General features: G+C 47.6%; 9 protein-coding genes. 5 read left to right on the top strand and 4 right to left on the bottom strand.

What is annotated here, in order from left to right:
* Positions 1–412: 412 nt before the first annotated feature.
* The 4 genes from lpdD to ACWB0I_RS09500 form a co-directional block, all read right to left on the bottom strand.
* Entirely contained in the window at positions 413–775 is a 363-nt protein-coding gene (gene lpdD, locus ACWB0I_RS09515) for a prenylated flavin chaperone LpdD (protein ID WP_479387827.1), read from the bottom strand.
* 62 nt (positions 776–837) lie between these two features.
* Positions 838–1836: a DHH family phosphoesterase gene (locus tag ACWB0I_RS09510; protein ID WP_479387826.1), complete on the bottom strand. Its 999-nt coding sequence runs from the start codon at positions 1834–1836 to the stop codon at positions 838–840.
* A 126-nt stretch (positions 1837–1962) separates the two neighbouring features.
* The gene (locus ACWB0I_RS09505) at positions 1963–3042 is read right to left on the bottom strand and encodes an LptF/LptG family permease (protein WP_479387825.1); all 1080 of its coding nucleotides are present in this window, start codon (positions 3040–3042) and stop codon (positions 1963–1965) included.
* Positions 3043–3327: 285 nt separating this feature from the next.
* Positions 3328–4788 carry an LptF/LptG family permease gene (locus tag ACWB0I_RS09500; RefSeq protein WP_479387824.1) on the bottom strand — a complete coding sequence of 487 codons (1461 nt, stop codon included), beginning with the start codon at positions 4786–4788 and terminating at the stop codon, positions 3328–3330.
* A 223-nt stretch (positions 4789–5011) separates the two neighbouring features.
* On the opposite strand from ACWB0I_RS09500, the gene rho reads away from it, so the two are divergent.
* The 5 genes from rho to ACWB0I_RS09475 form a co-directional block, all read left to right on the top strand.
* On the top strand, positions 5012–6094 hold the full coding sequence (gene rho, locus ACWB0I_RS09495; protein ID WP_479387823.1) for a transcription termination factor Rho: 1083 nt from the start codon (positions 5012–5014) through the stop codon (positions 6092–6094).
* A gap of 592 nt (positions 6095–6686) precedes the next feature.
* Positions 6687–9041, top strand: coding sequence for a S8 family serine peptidase (locus ACWB0I_RS09490; RefSeq protein WP_479387822.1), 2355 nt, complete (start codon positions 6687–6689; stop codon positions 9039–9041).
* Positions 9042–9397: 356 nt separating this feature from the next.
* The gene (locus ACWB0I_RS09485; RefSeq protein WP_479387821.1) at positions 9398–11239 is read left to right on the top strand and encodes an FG-GAP-like repeat-containing protein; all 1842 of its coding nucleotides are present in this window, start codon (positions 9398–9400) and stop codon (positions 11237–11239) included.
* Positions 11240–11575: 336 nt separating this feature from the next.
* The gene (locus tag ACWB0I_RS09480) at positions 11576–13393 is read left to right on the top strand and encodes a hypothetical protein (RefSeq protein ID WP_479387820.1); all 1818 of its coding nucleotides are present in this window, start codon (positions 11576–11578) and stop codon (positions 13391–13393) included.
* A 620-nt stretch (positions 13394–14013) separates the two neighbouring features.
* Positions 14014–15527: PEGA domain-containing protein (locus ACWB0I_RS09475; RefSeq protein ID WP_479387819.1), on the top strand; the 1514-nt coding region annotated here is incomplete at its 3' end.

The following is a 15527-nucleotide window of genomic DNA, read 5'->3' as shown; positions in this document are numbered from 1 at the left end:
AATGAGTTCAGTATAAAAACCACGAATTTCACGGATTAACACGAAGATATTTGATGTAATTTAAATAAAAACAATAGGCAAATTTAAATAAAATTCGATAATAATACCTTTTTAGAGTGGACTCATTAAATTTAATTCTTTGTCTGGACGGCTTGACAGCCGTCCAGACGGGCCTGTCCGGCAGCATGACGGGCCTGTCCGGTTCAGACGGGCCTGTCCGGCAGCATGACGGGCGCTTTTTGCTGTTTTTTAAAGGTTGCGGATTTGCGACCTTAGTATTTACCTGCCTCACGCCTGCGCTTAAAGCAATGTGCCAAAACACCTGTGGTCTGGCTGGCAAGGTATTAAAATCTCTGTCTTTAAGATTTCTGAAAAAAATCAAACGGATCGAAGGCGAAAAAATGACCTGAATTTAAGAATGACTTTGGAGGTGTGTAATCAGCTCGTCGACCAGGGCTTCACTGGTCTGTACAATGCCCATGATCTGATCAGGGGACAGCTTTTCAAAATGAATGCCGGCAATCACGCAAACCGTAAGGCCTAATGCTTTGCTCAATCGTCGGGCCAGAGGGAAAACCAGAACATCCTCTTTATGGCCAGTTACAGCTAACACTGAGGCATTGCTTTTGGATTTGCTGGAGCCATAGCAATAACCAAGCGCAACCGCGCCAATATGCGTCTGACCACCGGAAAGGATCACCACCAGATCGCGACCAATGTAAAAAGCCTCGAGGCTGATTTCGTCTTTTTTAAATTTTAGGGATTGATCTTTCATGCTAAATTCCAGAATTAACGAATCGTTTATGAACTAAAATTTAAGAGATTCTGGAATACAAATCAATTCTGCATGTCAAAATGTCTACTAATTTCGGCAACCAACTGCGCAATGACTTCTTCCTTGCTGCCCTTAAGGCGGCAACCTGCAGCTCGGGCGTGGCCGCCACCATCAAACGCTTTGGCCACTTTGTTGACATCCACCCCGCATTTGGAGCGCAAACTGATTTTATGAAAATTGGGTTTTATCTCGCGAATGAACAAACCTATTTTGCCCCCGCGAACAGCCACGCTGTAATTGGTCAATTCTTCAATTTCGGGAGGATTGGTGGCTTTCATGTCTTCGTAATTTAAGTAAATGACTGCCACTTTACCATCCAGGTAAGTTTCCATGGTGTACAGACCTTTACCTATGATGTGCAAAGCGTGCAGACTGTTTTCGAAAAAAATGATGTTGTTAATCTCTGAGGGATTTACACCAATGGAAACCATCCGGGAACAAATGTAGAGATCACGGGCGGTCGTATTCGAAAAGGAAAAACGTCCGGTATCGTAGACAATTCCGGTGTAAATGGCTTTGGCCATCTCCAGATCAATCTCTACGCCGGAAGCTTCGATGATTTCGTAAACCATGGCTGTGGTTGAAGAGGCGATTTCGTCCACCCATTCCAGATCGCCCATGGAATCTTCCTGGGGATGATGATCAATGCGCGCCACATGCCGGCGATCGGGTAACAGCTTGCTGGCTTCACCCAGGCGAAGGTAGCCGGGCACATCTAAAATAATGGCCGATTCAATGGACAGCGAACCGGGATTAACATCTTGGTAAGAACGAATCTCCTTAAAGGGTCCCAGATAATCAAAACGCTGGTCTAATGTTTTATCGGTGAAGACCATGTAGGACGTTTTGCCCAACTTCTTTAAAAAGAGGTGAGTGGCAATGACGGCGGCAATGGCGTCGCCATCGGCATTAATGTGCCCGGAAAGCATAAAGTGATCGTGCGTTTCAATAAAGTGCAGAAATTGTTTAACTATGGCGCCATATTCTTCAGGTGTTTTCAATCGCTGTCCTCCTTAAAAAAGACAAAAATTTAAGAAATAAAGAAATAGATGCCAATCTTTTTTCGAAAAGAGTCGGTGTGTGTGAAAAATCTGGGTTGCTGAACGGAGGCTAACCTTCTAATTGTGTTACTTTCTGATTTTGATGAGGGCAAAGAGGCCGGCCAGTAAAAAGATCAAATTTCCAAGCCAGGCTGCTAACAGGGGCGGCAGGCTTCCATTGTGTCCTAAAACCTGTCCCACGCGAATAATGATGAAATAGGTGAAACTGATCAGCAGGCTGATGCCAAAATTTAATCCCATGCCTCCCTTACGTTTGCGGGAAGCCAGAGGCCCACCCAGTAAAACTACAATGAAATTGGCAAAGGGCAGAGAAATTTTTAAATATTTTTCCACGATCCATTTGCGAGGATCGGCTCCAATGGCCTTAATTTCTGCAATAAAGTTGAGCAGCTCAGAATAGCTCATCTCTTCCGGTTTTTTCTGAACCAGTGCCAGATCGTCCGGGACGACCGGCAAATCGGCCAATACTGTGTCCGGTCTGCGGATCAAAATCTCTTTTTGATCTTTAAAAATACGCAGGGTGACATTCAACAATTTCCAGGTGGAATCCTGCCACTGCATGCTTTTAGCATCCAGACGTTCAATCAGTTCGGAACCGCTAAATTTTTTAATACTCACTTCAATGGCGCGATTGGTGCTGCCATTGTAGAACTTCGCGCTCAATGTTTGATCTCCTGAAATTTGCAAAAAGATATTCGAACGCGAGCGGGCCTGAGGTCTGGGCTGTTTATCGACCTGATAGCGTTTGATATCGTAACGTTTCTGGTTGGCCTGAGGCACCGTAATTTCATTGAAAAAGAAGGCGACTACGCTAATCAGCAGTCCCATCAAAAACAGAGAGCGTAAAGTACGGTACAACCTAATGCCCGCCGACAATTGGGCCACAATTTCATTATGAACAGCCAGGGCCGAAACGGTAAACAGGGTGCTGAGCAAAACAGCGACCGGGAGGGTTAAACTGATAATGTAGGGAATGTAATAGAGGTAGTAGAAGAACACCTGTCCAAATGTGGCGCCACGATCCAGAAAGTGAGAAATATTTTCGATTAAATCAACAATCACAAAAATAATAATCCAGGCGATAATACCGATGATCAAGTTAATGATGAACTGCTTTAAAATGTAGCGATCCATGATCTTAAACATGTTCTGCTTGTCCTTCCTGCGTTGGTTCAGGGCCGCCGGGGTTCAAAACACAATTTAATTCTATCCGGATTAAATCTTTCCTGAGCTGCCGTAAGAGTTTATAATTACGGCTAATCGACCCAGAGTTGCAGAAAAATTTCTTACGCATTTCACACTATTCCAGGCAAAGTGAAAGCACAGACCCTCACAAATTTCTGCCTGCCCTCTGAATCTGAGTCTGATTAAAAAACTTTCCTCGTTTAACGCGCCTTACAGTTTTGTCGCTTTGATAATCCATCGCTGATTTTAATTTCTGGGAGCCGATTTGCCTTTTTTTAACCTGAATTTTGACTGCCAGTATTCCCAATCGATAAATGAGGTTTCCTTTACGGTCTTCCAGGTTAAGTAAGCGCCAGCGGTACCCACCAGAACATTGGCGCCCCACATGGCCCAGAACGGTGTGATGAGCCCGCGGTCGGCCAGGTCTTCGCCGCCAATCAGAAATACCCAATACAACAGGAAAAAACCGATGCTCAGGCTGATCCCCACGCCCATGCTGCCCTTGCGCGCCCTAATTCCCAGGGGAGCGCCGATCAAAACAAATACAATGCTGGCAAAGGGAATGGAAAATTTTTTGTAGATCTCAACCAGATACTTATTCTCAGCACGATGTTGCATGTCAATGAATTGCACATTGGTTTTAGCCTGGTGATAGTAGCGATCGACCACGCGTTTGGCTTTAGTCAGGGCCGCCCGCCATTTATTTTCACTTATTCGCCATACGAGCGAATCGGTGTTACCAGACTGGACGCTATCGCTTCGGGCGATCAACGTTTCGATTCCGGCAAAATTCTGGTTGGTAATTTGCTGAAAGCGTTGTAACCTGATCTGAGCCTGGTTTCGGAAATATTCCACTTTTTTACGCATCATGGCAATGGTCATTTCACGATCACTACGATCGGTATCTTTGCGTTCTTCAAAAACAAACTCTTCAGCCGGAATGTAAACAATCTGCTTTTCAAAAAGGGAGCGTTCATATTCCGTGGTCTTTTGGCGGTCCAATTTATGAAATTCGCCGCGAAACAGGGTAAAGACCAGACTCCGCCGTGCAACCGAATAGGTCATGTAGCCCTCTTCGGCGGTGATGGTGATGTCGGCTTTGGGATCGCTCTGGTCAAAAATGGTAATATCAACCAGGCGATCGGTTTCCGGCTTGCCACGATATTCAGGTCCCAACAGATTCGCTAAGTCAAGCCATTCGTCCGCTAAAGGTTGTTCAATACGATTTACCACAATGGTGTACTGATCTACTGTGTAAAAAATGCTGGGTTCCAATTGCAGAGTGGGCTTTTTCTGGCGAATGGACCGGAACATCAATTTAGCCTGGTGATTGGATTCCGGCAGTATCTGATCGTTGAAGAAGATCATGGCCAGCATTAAGACAAAAGCCGCATAGAGAGAAGGCCGGATGATCCGGTACAGGCTGATGCCACTGGATTTTAAGATGGTGATTTCATTATCGGCCGAGAGACGCCCAAAGGCCATTAAAACAGCAACCAAAGTGGCCATCGGTACGGCTAAGGCAAACATCCAGGCCAGGTTAAATACGATCAGTTTAAAGATGATCCAGGCCGATAGCCCCTTGCCAAATATTTGCCCGATGTATTTAACCAGAAAATTCATCAGCAGGATGAACATGATCACGCTCAAGGACATGACGAAAGGTCCGATGTGTTCTTTAACGATGTAACGATACAGTATTTTCATTTCAATCAATTCACTGGTTTCCAATAAGGCTAATTTAAGGAAATTGACCAATTATGCCAAAATAACGTTTGCGCAGGACAACGAGTTCAATAAAGATCGGTGAATATGGAGAGGTTTTGAGATTTTCACAACAATTTCGTAAATTGGAGGCCAAGCAAATATGTTTTGTAAAAATATCGGACAAACCACCTTTTAAAATAAAAACATGAGGAAATAGAAAATAATGGTTCAACCGATTTCTGGAATACTGGAACTGACGCCTCAGGGACACGGTTTTACGCGCCGACCCGAGAATAACTTTTTGCCTTCTGCCGATGACGCCTTTGTACCCCTTTCTTTGATTAAAACCTTTAAACTGCGCGAAGGCGTTCTGCTGAAAGCCGTACTTCAGGAAAAAGCCGGAAAAGGGCGGAATAAGCCCATCTCCAAAATTTTGTCTGTCAATGGCCTGGCTCCGGAAGCCTACGCTTCCATTGCGGAAATAAAAACGTTAACCTCCATCGATCCCTATGAACCACTGAAGATTAAGCAGGATGATCAGGATACTACGGGCTGTATTATCGATTTGTTTACCCCGCTGGCCAAAGGCACACGGGGGTTGATTATTTCTCCGCCTAAAGCAGGTAAAACGACTATTCTAAAACATCTGGCGCAATCGATCTTAAAGAATCATCCCGAAGTTCAGGTCATGGTCTTACTGGTCGATGAACGGCCGGAGGAAGTGACCGATTTTAGGCGGACGGTGGGCGCTGAAGTCTATTTTTCCTCTTCAGATCAGACGGCGGAAAATCATTTGCGGATTGCCAGACTCACGATGAATATGGGCATCCGGAAAGTGGAGATGGGAAAAGATGTGGTCATTCTGATCGATTCCCTGACGCGCATGGGCCGCGCTTTTAATAAAGAGGTGAATAGTCGCGGGCGTATCATGAGCGGGGGATTGGATGCCCGGGCTCTGGAAGTACCCCGCCAGTTTTTTGGAGCGGCCCGAAAAATCGAACATGGCGGTTCTTTGACCATCGTGGCCACCATTCTGGTTCAAACTGGCAGTAGGATGGATGATATTATTTTTCAGGAGTTCAAAGGAACGGGAAATATGGAGTTGGTGTTGTCCCGCGCCTGTGCTGATCGACGCATCTTTCCGGCGATCAATTTACGGGAATCCGGGACGCGCAAAGAACACAAAATATTGTCGCCCGAATTATTAGAAAAGAGCAATCGATTGCGGCGTTATTTGATGAATTTTGACGAAGTGAATGCCATGCAAAAATTACTTGAAACGGTTAAAGATATTTGTCAATCCTGAGCGCGTTTTTGAGTTGCCTGTGCTTTGCATGCAAACCACGAAGGCAATTCTTCAATTAGAAATAAAAGCTTACGAATTATTTTGTGAAAGGGCAAATTTTCTAAGGCGGTGGAGACCTGTGCCGGCATGTCATTCTTCTTCCCGCTTCAGTCGTAACTCGAGTTTCAGCTCGAGACTTGCCCTAACACCTAAACCAATGTTGTTCCTATGCAAGTGAAATCCTTGATTCTCTTGGACAGGCAATTTAATTGCCCTCCCCCCCCTCGAAGACCTGTGTGGGAAATTTTCTCACTTATGTTGGAAATACCATTCACGAACAATGGGAATTCCCTATGTCAGCCCGATGCCCATTCAACAAATCAACAATCAACAAATCAACCGTTTTTCTGCCTCACACTGCACAAAAATTTTCGCATCCCGCCGTGCGGGATAGAAGTTTTGAGGGAAATATTCTAAAAAACAGCGGAATATTTTGCCCGGGCTTTTCTTTTAATTTAATAATACCAAAAAATTGTGTTTGAGATCAATTGTAAAATAACAGCGAATCATTAGTTTTAAGCTTTTAAAGTTTAATTTTTACAGGAGAATTCTAATGCAACGTTTTTTAGTTACTTTTCTTGTTTTAATTGTTTTCAGCATTCATGGTCTATTTGCCGGTTCTTTTATTGGTTATAAAAACAATGTAATTTCCATAAAAATAAATAGTGATGCCTTCAGGCAATTGAATAGATCCGATTTTACAAAAGGAAAAATGGGGATTGCTGAAATTGATCGCTTAAATACGCGCTTTGCTGTCCGCCAGGTGAAGGATTTTTTTAAGTTAAAAGAAAGTTTTGTGAACGAACGAAATAAAGACTTAAGACAATGGTTCCTGCTCTACTTTGAACAGAGTGTGGATGTGGTGCAGATCAGTAAAGAATATGAGGCACTTTCCGAAATTTTAACCGCCGAACCGATTCCCATCCATGCCGTTTATAAAACGCCGGATGACCCCCGATTGAGCGATCAGTGGCACATCACCCAGACCAATGACGCTGATATCGATGCGCCCGAAGCCTGGGATATGGAAACGGGCGATGCCAGCATTATTGTTGCAGTTATGGATACCGGGGTGGAATGGTGGCATCCAGATCTGGCAGGCGCACAGGCCGATAAGACCGATCGCTATTCCATCCATGGTAACATCTGGATCAATCAGGCAGAACTTTCCAATACAGACCCTGGAGTGGATGAAGACGGCAATGGCTACGCCGATGATTGGGTGGGCTGGGATTTTGTTACCGGGAATCCCAATTTAATAGATTTGGGCGATGACTATGATCAGGAAGACAATGATCCGAGCGATCATGAAGGGCATGGCACACATTGTGCCGGAAATGTGGGCGCTATTAATAATAATGGAGTTGGTGTTTGTTCGGCAGCCGGTGGCTGGGGAGAAGACGGTAGCGGGCACGGCAACGGCGTGAAGATCATGCCTCTGCGAATTGGCTGGAGCGACTTCCCATCGGGCCGGGTTTCCATGGATTTTGCCGCCCAGGCTTTTATTTATGCCGCCGAAAACGGAGCAAAAATCGCTTCCTGCAGCTGGGGCTCTTCGCAAACTACAGCTCTGGAAGATGCCTTGAATACATTTTTGTATGGTACCACCACCCCCACCGCTTCCGATCCTCAAATACGACTTATTTTTGTGGCCGCTGGCAATGATGGCAATGAATCCCAGGCCTATTTAAATTCACGCGATGATTGCATCTCGGTAGCGGCGACCAATTCATCGGATGGCGCGCCGAGCTGGACCAATTATGGCACCTGGGTCGATATTTCTGCGCCTGGCGTAAATATTCTGAGTACTTACACCAATGGAGGTTATGCTTCACTGGATGGTACTTCCATGGCCACGCCCATTGCCGCCAGTGTGGCTGCCTTAATCTGGTCTTACAAGCCCTCCTTGACCGCCCTGGAGGTTCAGGATTATTTGTTTCAGGGAGCAGAGGACATCGACGCCAATTTAGACAACACGCATATCGGCAAAATGGGCGCGGGGCGCGTCAGCGCCTGGGGCTCTTTGAATCTGATTCCCTCTAATCAGCGTCCTACAGCTATGGCTGATACATCCTCCATCTTAGAAGATGATTCAGTTAAAATAGCCGTCCTAAATAATGATTCTGATCCCGATGGCGACGCTTTGTCTGTAACTATTTTGACGTCTCCCCTGAATGGTTCTGCCACTCAGCTTGGAGATACCATTCACTACGTGCCTAATCAGGATTTTTTTGGCAGCGATAGCTTTATGTACCAGATCGACGATGGCAACGGGGGACTCGATACGGCCATGGTGCACATTACGGTTCGCGCCGTTAATGATCCGCCGCAAATTGTGGGATTGCCGCAAAATTTGATCTTGAATCCCAACGACTGCACTTCTCTGAACATGGCCAATTACCAGCAAGATGTGGATACGCCGGATTCGCTTCTGCAGTGGTCGTTTTCGGTTAGCGATCCCACCGCTTTGAGCTACACGTACAATCCCGCAACCGATACGCTGGAAATTTGTTCGTTAGGCCCAACGGGAACCTATTTTGTTTACACCACGCTGACCGACGACAGCGGCGCCTTTGATCAGGATACCATTACGGTGACGGTTGAATTGCCCAGCGCTCTGGCGGCCGTGGGCAAAGGTACTCCGGATAAATTTGATTTAAAGGCCAATTATCCCAATCCATTTAATCCTCAAACCACCATTGCGTATCAACTGGCTGAAAACGATTACGTAAGCATCAAAGTTTATGACATCACCGGACGGCTGGTAAGCACGCTGATTGATGAAGCGCAAAAAGCGGGTTATTACAATGTCACTTTTGACGCCAGACATCTTTCCAGCGGCATCTATTTTTACGTGATGCGAACCAGCCAGTTTGTCAAAATGCGCAAGATGATGTTGATTCGATGAAAATGGAATGGAACGGAGTGAGGAATCGCTGCTTCGTCCCGAATTTTCGGGACGAGCAGTATCTCTCATATTGACAGATCGTTAGCCCGGACGCAGCGAGGAATCCCTTTTCTGTCGGTTATTGCGTATCCGTCCCCGGTGGTTGGCTATCGTCGTCCTGCTGGGTGGCCTTGCCCATTGATGCCAGGCATTTATTCTTTGCGTTAGCAAAGCGCTGGACGATTTTAACTTTGCATGATTGTAAATCCTGTGATTTACAACACGATGCGTTTTTTGTTCAAACAGTAATTTGAGGTCAGCTTTTATTAGTGTAAATTTTTAGGATAGTTTAGCGAAAAACAACAGAAAGGGAAGCCATGGGCGCGATAAAATTTCATGCTTTAATAATTATCCTCGTATTATTTGTTACATCGCTATGGGCGCAGTATCCCAACGATCCTTTTCAATTTCCGCAGGAATTGGGTAGCTATATTACGCACGCCTCCGCCTGGGGCGATTATGATAATGACGGCGATGACGATCTGTATTTTTCTAATGGAGAAGAGGGGTTTCAGTGGGAAAATCATCTCTACCGCAATAATGGCGACGGCACCTTTACAAAAGATACGCTGGCCGGGACCATTGTTACCGATCAATTCACCTCTGGCGGCGTATCCTGGGGCGATTTTGACAACGACGGCGACCTCGATCTGCTGGTTTCCGAGCCGTTTACCCATGGATCGTTTCCCACTAATTATTCAAAGGTGTCGCTTTACCTGAACAACGGCGACGGAACATTTAGCGCGGCATCGGCGCCCACCCTGACCGATGAAGAATCCTCTCGCAGTAAAGTGGGCGGCTTCTGGGGCGATTGGAACAACGATGGTTTTTTAGATGCCTTTGTCAGCAACGCTAATTTTATCGGCACCGGAACCAATCACTCTTTGTTCACCAATAATCAAAACAGTACGTTTACGGAAGAGAGCAATAATCTGTCTAACGGTACCTCGGCGCGGGCCGGTGGAAGCTGGGCCGATTTCGACGGCGACGGCGATCTGGATCTGGTTACCATTTCCGGAGCCATCGGGCAAAAAACCGTTTTGTGGGTTAACACGGGCAGCGACTTTGTGGATTATGTGCTGATTAATAGCGGCGACACAGACGGCCGTACCTCGGAAACGGCCAGCTGGGGCGATTATGACAACGACGGCGATCTGGACCTGTTTATCGGCAATGCCGGCGATACGCCCGATGTTCCGGAAAAGAACATCCTCTTTCGCAACGATGGATTCGATGCCAATGGCGATCCGATTATGACCATGATGGATTCGGCCACGGTGGGCGATATTGTGGCCGATGTCGATTTAACCATTTGCAGCGCATGGGCCGATTTTGACAACGACGGCGACCTCGATCTGTTTGCAGGCAACGATGGGGGTTACGCCGGGGGATACCGCAGCCGACTCTATGTCAATAACGGAGACGGCACCTTTACGAAGATGACTAATACCATTCTGGTCGATAGCGCCAGCTATGCCCGAAGTGCTGCCTGGTCCGACTTTGATCTGGATGGCGATATGGATATTGTGGTTGGACGGGACGGGCCCAATCGATTGTTTGTAAATAATGGCAATTCCAACAGTTTTGTGGAAATCAAGTTGATCGGCGTAGATGCCAATAAAAGCGCCATCGGCACCATTGTGCGCGTAAAAGCAACCATCAATGGAACGCCTGTGTGGCAAATGCGCGATGTCAATTCGCAAACCGGACACGGCAGCCACAACAGCTATCGCCTGCACTTCGGGCTTGGCGATGCCTTTGAAATCGATTCCCTGGTCATTGAATGGGCTGGCTCAGGTACAGTGGATATTTACGAAGGTCTGGCGGCCAATGATTTCTACGAATTCACCGAGTCCAATACCAGTCCTGTTGATGAAAATCTGACCACCATTGTCAAACAATTTCAGGTGCTGCCCAATTTTCCCAATCCCTTCAATCCCGAAACGCAATTGCGATTTGTCCTGAACAAAAGCAGCAAAGTAACCATCGAGTTGTACAATACGTCGGGACAAAAACTGGCCACCATCTACCAGGGCGTCCGTCGCGCCGGATTGAACCAGGTTACATTCAATGGCGCCCAGTTCGCCAGCGGCATGTATCTGGTAAAATACCGGACGGATAATACCGTAAAATTCCAGAAGATTTTACTGGTCAAATAGCCACCTTGGATGTGAGTTAAGTGGCTGTAGGCCTTTTGAATATACGCTTTTTTTTGAGAAGAAAAGGCAAAATAGTGTGGAATATAAAATGTTCGATTAAATTTTTAGGGGACGCGTACGCGTCCCTTTTTTATTTTCAGGCCGATCCCATCGCGCAGCGCAGCATGGTTTGGCCGAAGAATGGGCAGACCGGCAAATGCAATCTCTAATTCTGTTTGCTTCAACTCTGGAAATGGCCGTTCATTTTATTTATATTAAGGCAAGCGGTTTAATCTCTTTTTTTAATCACACATATATTTGATTTGTCAGGTACGGTTTTAGAAAAAGGAATTTATCATGAATCGTCCGCTTTTTTTTCTCGCCCTGTTGGCCATGGGTCTGGTCGTTTTAAACGCTCAGGATCGCCAGGCAATCGTCAAATCTGGAAAATATTACTACGGCAGCGGCCTGTCGTTCAACGAACAGGAGGCGCGCGATCAGGCGCTGGAGGAGCTCACGCAGCAAATTGCCGTGCGCGTGGCCCAATCGTTCCGGCACAAAATTCACGAGACGGAGCGCGGCCTTGAAGAAGATGTGGAATCGATTTTGAAAACGCACAGCGCGGCAACCCTGAAAAATGTGCAAATGATTAAACAACCTTCCGCCGACGGGCGCATCGAAGTGTTTTGTTACATCCCGAAAGACGCCGTTGCCCGAATTTTTGACGAACGCAAACAGCTGGCCCACGACATGTTCCGCAAAGCACAGGAATACGAATCCCTGCTCAACTACGCTTACGCCTTAAAGCTGGATTATTTTGCGCTGCTGCTGCTCAATTCCGTGCCGGACGAAAAGGTGATCGTTAATGATGAAAATCTTACGATCGATATTCCGGCGCGCATCAATCACCTCTTCCAGAAAATTCATTTTGAAAAAACAAGAGACGTGCTGCTTTCTGAAAACGAACGCGAAATTACCCTGCGCGTTACGGCCGGCGGACAGCCGCTGGCCTTGCTGGATTTCACCTTCTGGGACGGACAGAATCAGGTGCAGGTAACCGCCCGCGACGGTCTGGCCACCTTTCATCTGCTGGGCCCTTCGGTTAAGTTTAAGGAATTGAAACTTGCCGTCAAGTATGCCTATTACGATGCGCGCGATGAGTTTAAAGTGGTAAGCGATCTGTGGGCCATAGTGGAAAAGCCGGTGTTCAACAGCGCCTTTACTCTGCCGTTAAGCGATCGACCGGAAGAGGCGGCTGTGTCAAGCCTTGAGGCGGGCCAGGGCTGGAATTTAAGGTTCACCTTTAAAGGCAAGGTGCCGTCGGTTAAAACCATTCAAAAAGAGACGGTTCGCTTTTTAAATCTCGTCAAAAACGGCGATCTGGCGGGCGTGAAAAAGGCCTTTGCCGGGGACGCCTTTTTGCGCAATAAAGCGCTGAGCTACCTGCAGTACAACCATCCCCGTCCTCTGGACGACACCGTAAAAGCGGAGATTAACCAGACGCCGTTTGGCTACGAACTGCGGCGCATTCGCATGCTGCACAACTATCCCAGCCTGCACAAACAAACCACCGAATACCTGGTGCTCGATTTTGACCGAAAGGGCCGTTTAATCGATTTGAATGTCAGCATTGCAGACAATCTGTACCGGCGTTTTGTGCAGCAGTCGCAGTTCGGGCGCGATTGGAAGGAGCGGCAGCAGATCATCAAATTTGTGGAAAAATATCGCACGGCCTATCTGGTGCGCGACCTGAAGACCATCAATCTGATGTTTGCCGATGACGCGCTGATTATTGTGGGACGTAAGATTAAGCGCAAAAAACTGCCCAGAGACATGGTGCGCTACCAGCCCATGGGAAAGCAGCCGGAATACGAATACATTCGTCTGACCAAGGAAAAATATTTGCGCCGCCTGCAGCGCGTGTTTGAAGCGCAGCAGGACATTTTTTTGCACTACGGCAGCTTTGACATGATTAAAAAGAACAACGCGCCCGGGGTGTACGGCGTGGAGATGCGCCAGAGCTACCAGTCCACCACCTACGCCGACGAAGGCTACCTGTTTTTGTTGATCGATTTCCGGCAGAGCGATCCGCTGATTTACGTGCGCGCCTGGCAGCCCAACGAATGGGACGATTCGATGATGGTGCGCACCGCCAATTTCCGGGTTTACAAATAGCGGAGGGGCGAAGAATCATTTCCAAACGCGGTTTGTCATTCTGATCCCGCCCCGGCGGGAGAAGAATCCTTAACAAAGAATGGAAGGGATTCTTCGTTCCGCTTCGCTCCACTCAGAATGACATTAAAGGGGGGGGCATTCTGAGCGAAGCGAAGAATCCCCGCAAAAGACGGAAGGGATTCTTCACTCTGTTCAGAATGACAAACAAGCGGGGCATTGTCATTCTGAGCGCAGCGAAGAATCCTTAACAAATGGGATTTGTCATTCTTCGTCCAGATCTATCGGGAAGAAGAATCCCATAGTAAACGAAGGTAGAGGAAAGACACGTTGTTTGGCGCGAGAAGGAATGATTAGAACTGTGAATCGGTTGTGGTTTGCCGTAGGGGTAGGGGCGAAGGATTTCCCTGAAGGTTTGGCCCTCAGTCGAATGATCCGGTTGTGCAACGGGTAATTTAGCAAATGAAAAAAATGGCGATGGAAATCCTTCGCCCTTACGGCCATGCGCCATCGGCGGTTGCCGCCTGTCATTCTGATCCCGCCCCGGCGGGAGAAGAATCCCCTGCAAAAGACGGAAGGGATTCTTCACTCCGTTCAGAATGACAGGGAGAAGCATTTGTTGAATGAAAACAATGAACAAACTGAATCATCATAGAGGAACTATCATGAAACAGGGAATGCTCATTCTTATGGCAGTCGTTTTAATGGCTGCCGGTCCGGCGCAGGCCCAGCTGGCCCAACTGCGCGTGTTAGGCAAGGCGCAAAAATCGACCGATGAATTGGTGGCCAAACGCGATCCCAACGGACGCTACTGCGCGGCGATCAAGGTTATTTCTGACATGGAAGGTTTTCAATACGATTCCAACAACGGCGTGGTGGCCGTTGACCACAAGCCGGGGCAGGACATCGTCTATCTGCAGCCCGACGAGCGCAAGCTGGAAATTTATTTGAGCGGCTACCAGCCGTTAAAGATGATCCTGTCTGAATACGGCATCTATCTTCAGCCCCGGGAGGTGTGGACGATTAAGATCAGCGGTGTGGGCAAGGCGGGCAATACGCTGCCGGTAACCTTTTTGGTGCAGCCGCCAGATGCGCGCATCGAGGTGGACGGCATTGCAGCGCAGAGCGGTCAGCCCATAGATTTAAGCGTTGGCCGCCATAGCTTAACCATCCGCAAGGAGGGCTACCGCTCCGTGGAGCAGGAAATCAATGTGGACAAAAGCCATGTACTGTTTAATTTTACGCTGCAGGAAGTGGAGTTACAGCCGGTAACCATTAAATCGCTGCCCAGCGGCGCACAGATTTTTATTAACGGCGTTCAAAAGGGCTTAACCGATACGGGATTGTGGCTTTATCCGGGAAGCTATCAGTTGAAAATTTCCTTTCCCGGCTACGTGGATGTTGAACAAACCATAACAGTGGCCCAAGAAAAGGACAATACCTTTGCCTTTACTCTGGTTAAAAATTTGGGGTATTTGCAATTGGCCGTGGACCCGCCGGATGCATTGATTTACATTAACGAAAAGACCTATCGCCCCGGTGAAAAAATTGCCCTGCCTCCGGGCGCTTATCGCTTAAGAATCTCCAAAAACGGCTATCTGGATGCGCAGGATCAAATTCAACTGAAGCGGGGCGAAACGGTATCGCGATCGTACCGTTTGATCAAAAACACCGCTGCTCTGTCTTTAACGGTCTGGCCGCCGCAGGCGCGCGTTTTAATCAATAAAGAAGATTACAGCAGAAAAAGCGTGGTGGAACTGGCGCCGGGCGTGTACAAAATTGAAGTCCAGGCCGAGGGCTACTACCCGCAGAGCGAAACCATTACCGTGCGGCGCGGACAAAGTTTGAGCCGCGCTTACCGATTGGTGCAAAAAGTGGGCAAATTGCGTTTTACGGTCAAGCCGGTTTTTGCCGATGTGGTGTTGAAGCGCCAGGGGAAGGTGGTGCAGCGCTGGCAGGGCTTAAAACTTTTGAAAAATCTGCCGGTGGGCGTGTACCAGATTCAAGCCTCGGCCAACGGCTATTCCACGGAGACCAGGGAAGTGACCATTCGCGAAAACCAGATGGCAGCCGTGGATTTGTTTCTGCAAAAGGGCGTGTTTTTTACGGGGCGCAAAACCAATACCCGTGTAACCGG

It is taken from the genome of Caldithrix sp., from assembly GCF_056497305.1.
The sequence above is the reverse complement of the archived record's forward strand: the minus strand, read 5'-3'. Positions and strand labels throughout refer to the sequence as shown.

Coding starts and splice junctions, on each gene's coding strand:
- ACWB0I_RS09480 (WP_479387820.1), top strand. CDS start 11,576: ATGAATCGTCCGCTTTTTTTTCTCGCCCTGTTGGCCATGGGTCTGGTC.
- lpdD (WP_479387827.1), bottom strand. CDS start 775: ATGAAAGATCAATCCCTAAAATTTAAAAAAGACGAAATCAGCCTCGAG.
- ACWB0I_RS09485 (WP_479387821.1), top strand. CDS start 9,398: ATGGGCGCGATAAAATTTCATGCTTTAATAATTATCCTCGTATTATTT.
- ACWB0I_RS09490 (WP_479387822.1), top strand. CDS start 6,687: ATGCAACGTTTTTTAGTTACTTTTCTTGTTTTAATTGTTTTCAGCATT.
- ACWB0I_RS09505 (WP_479387825.1), bottom strand. CDS start 3,042: ATGTTTAAGATCATGGATCGCTACATTTTAAAGCAGTTCATCATTAAC.
- rho (WP_479387823.1), top strand. CDS start 5,012: ATGGTTCAACCGATTTCTGGAATACTGGAACTGACGCCTCAGGGACAC.
- ACWB0I_RS09500 (WP_479387824.1), bottom strand. CDS start 4,788: ATGAAAATACTGTATCGTTACATCGTTAAAGAACACATCGGACCTTTC.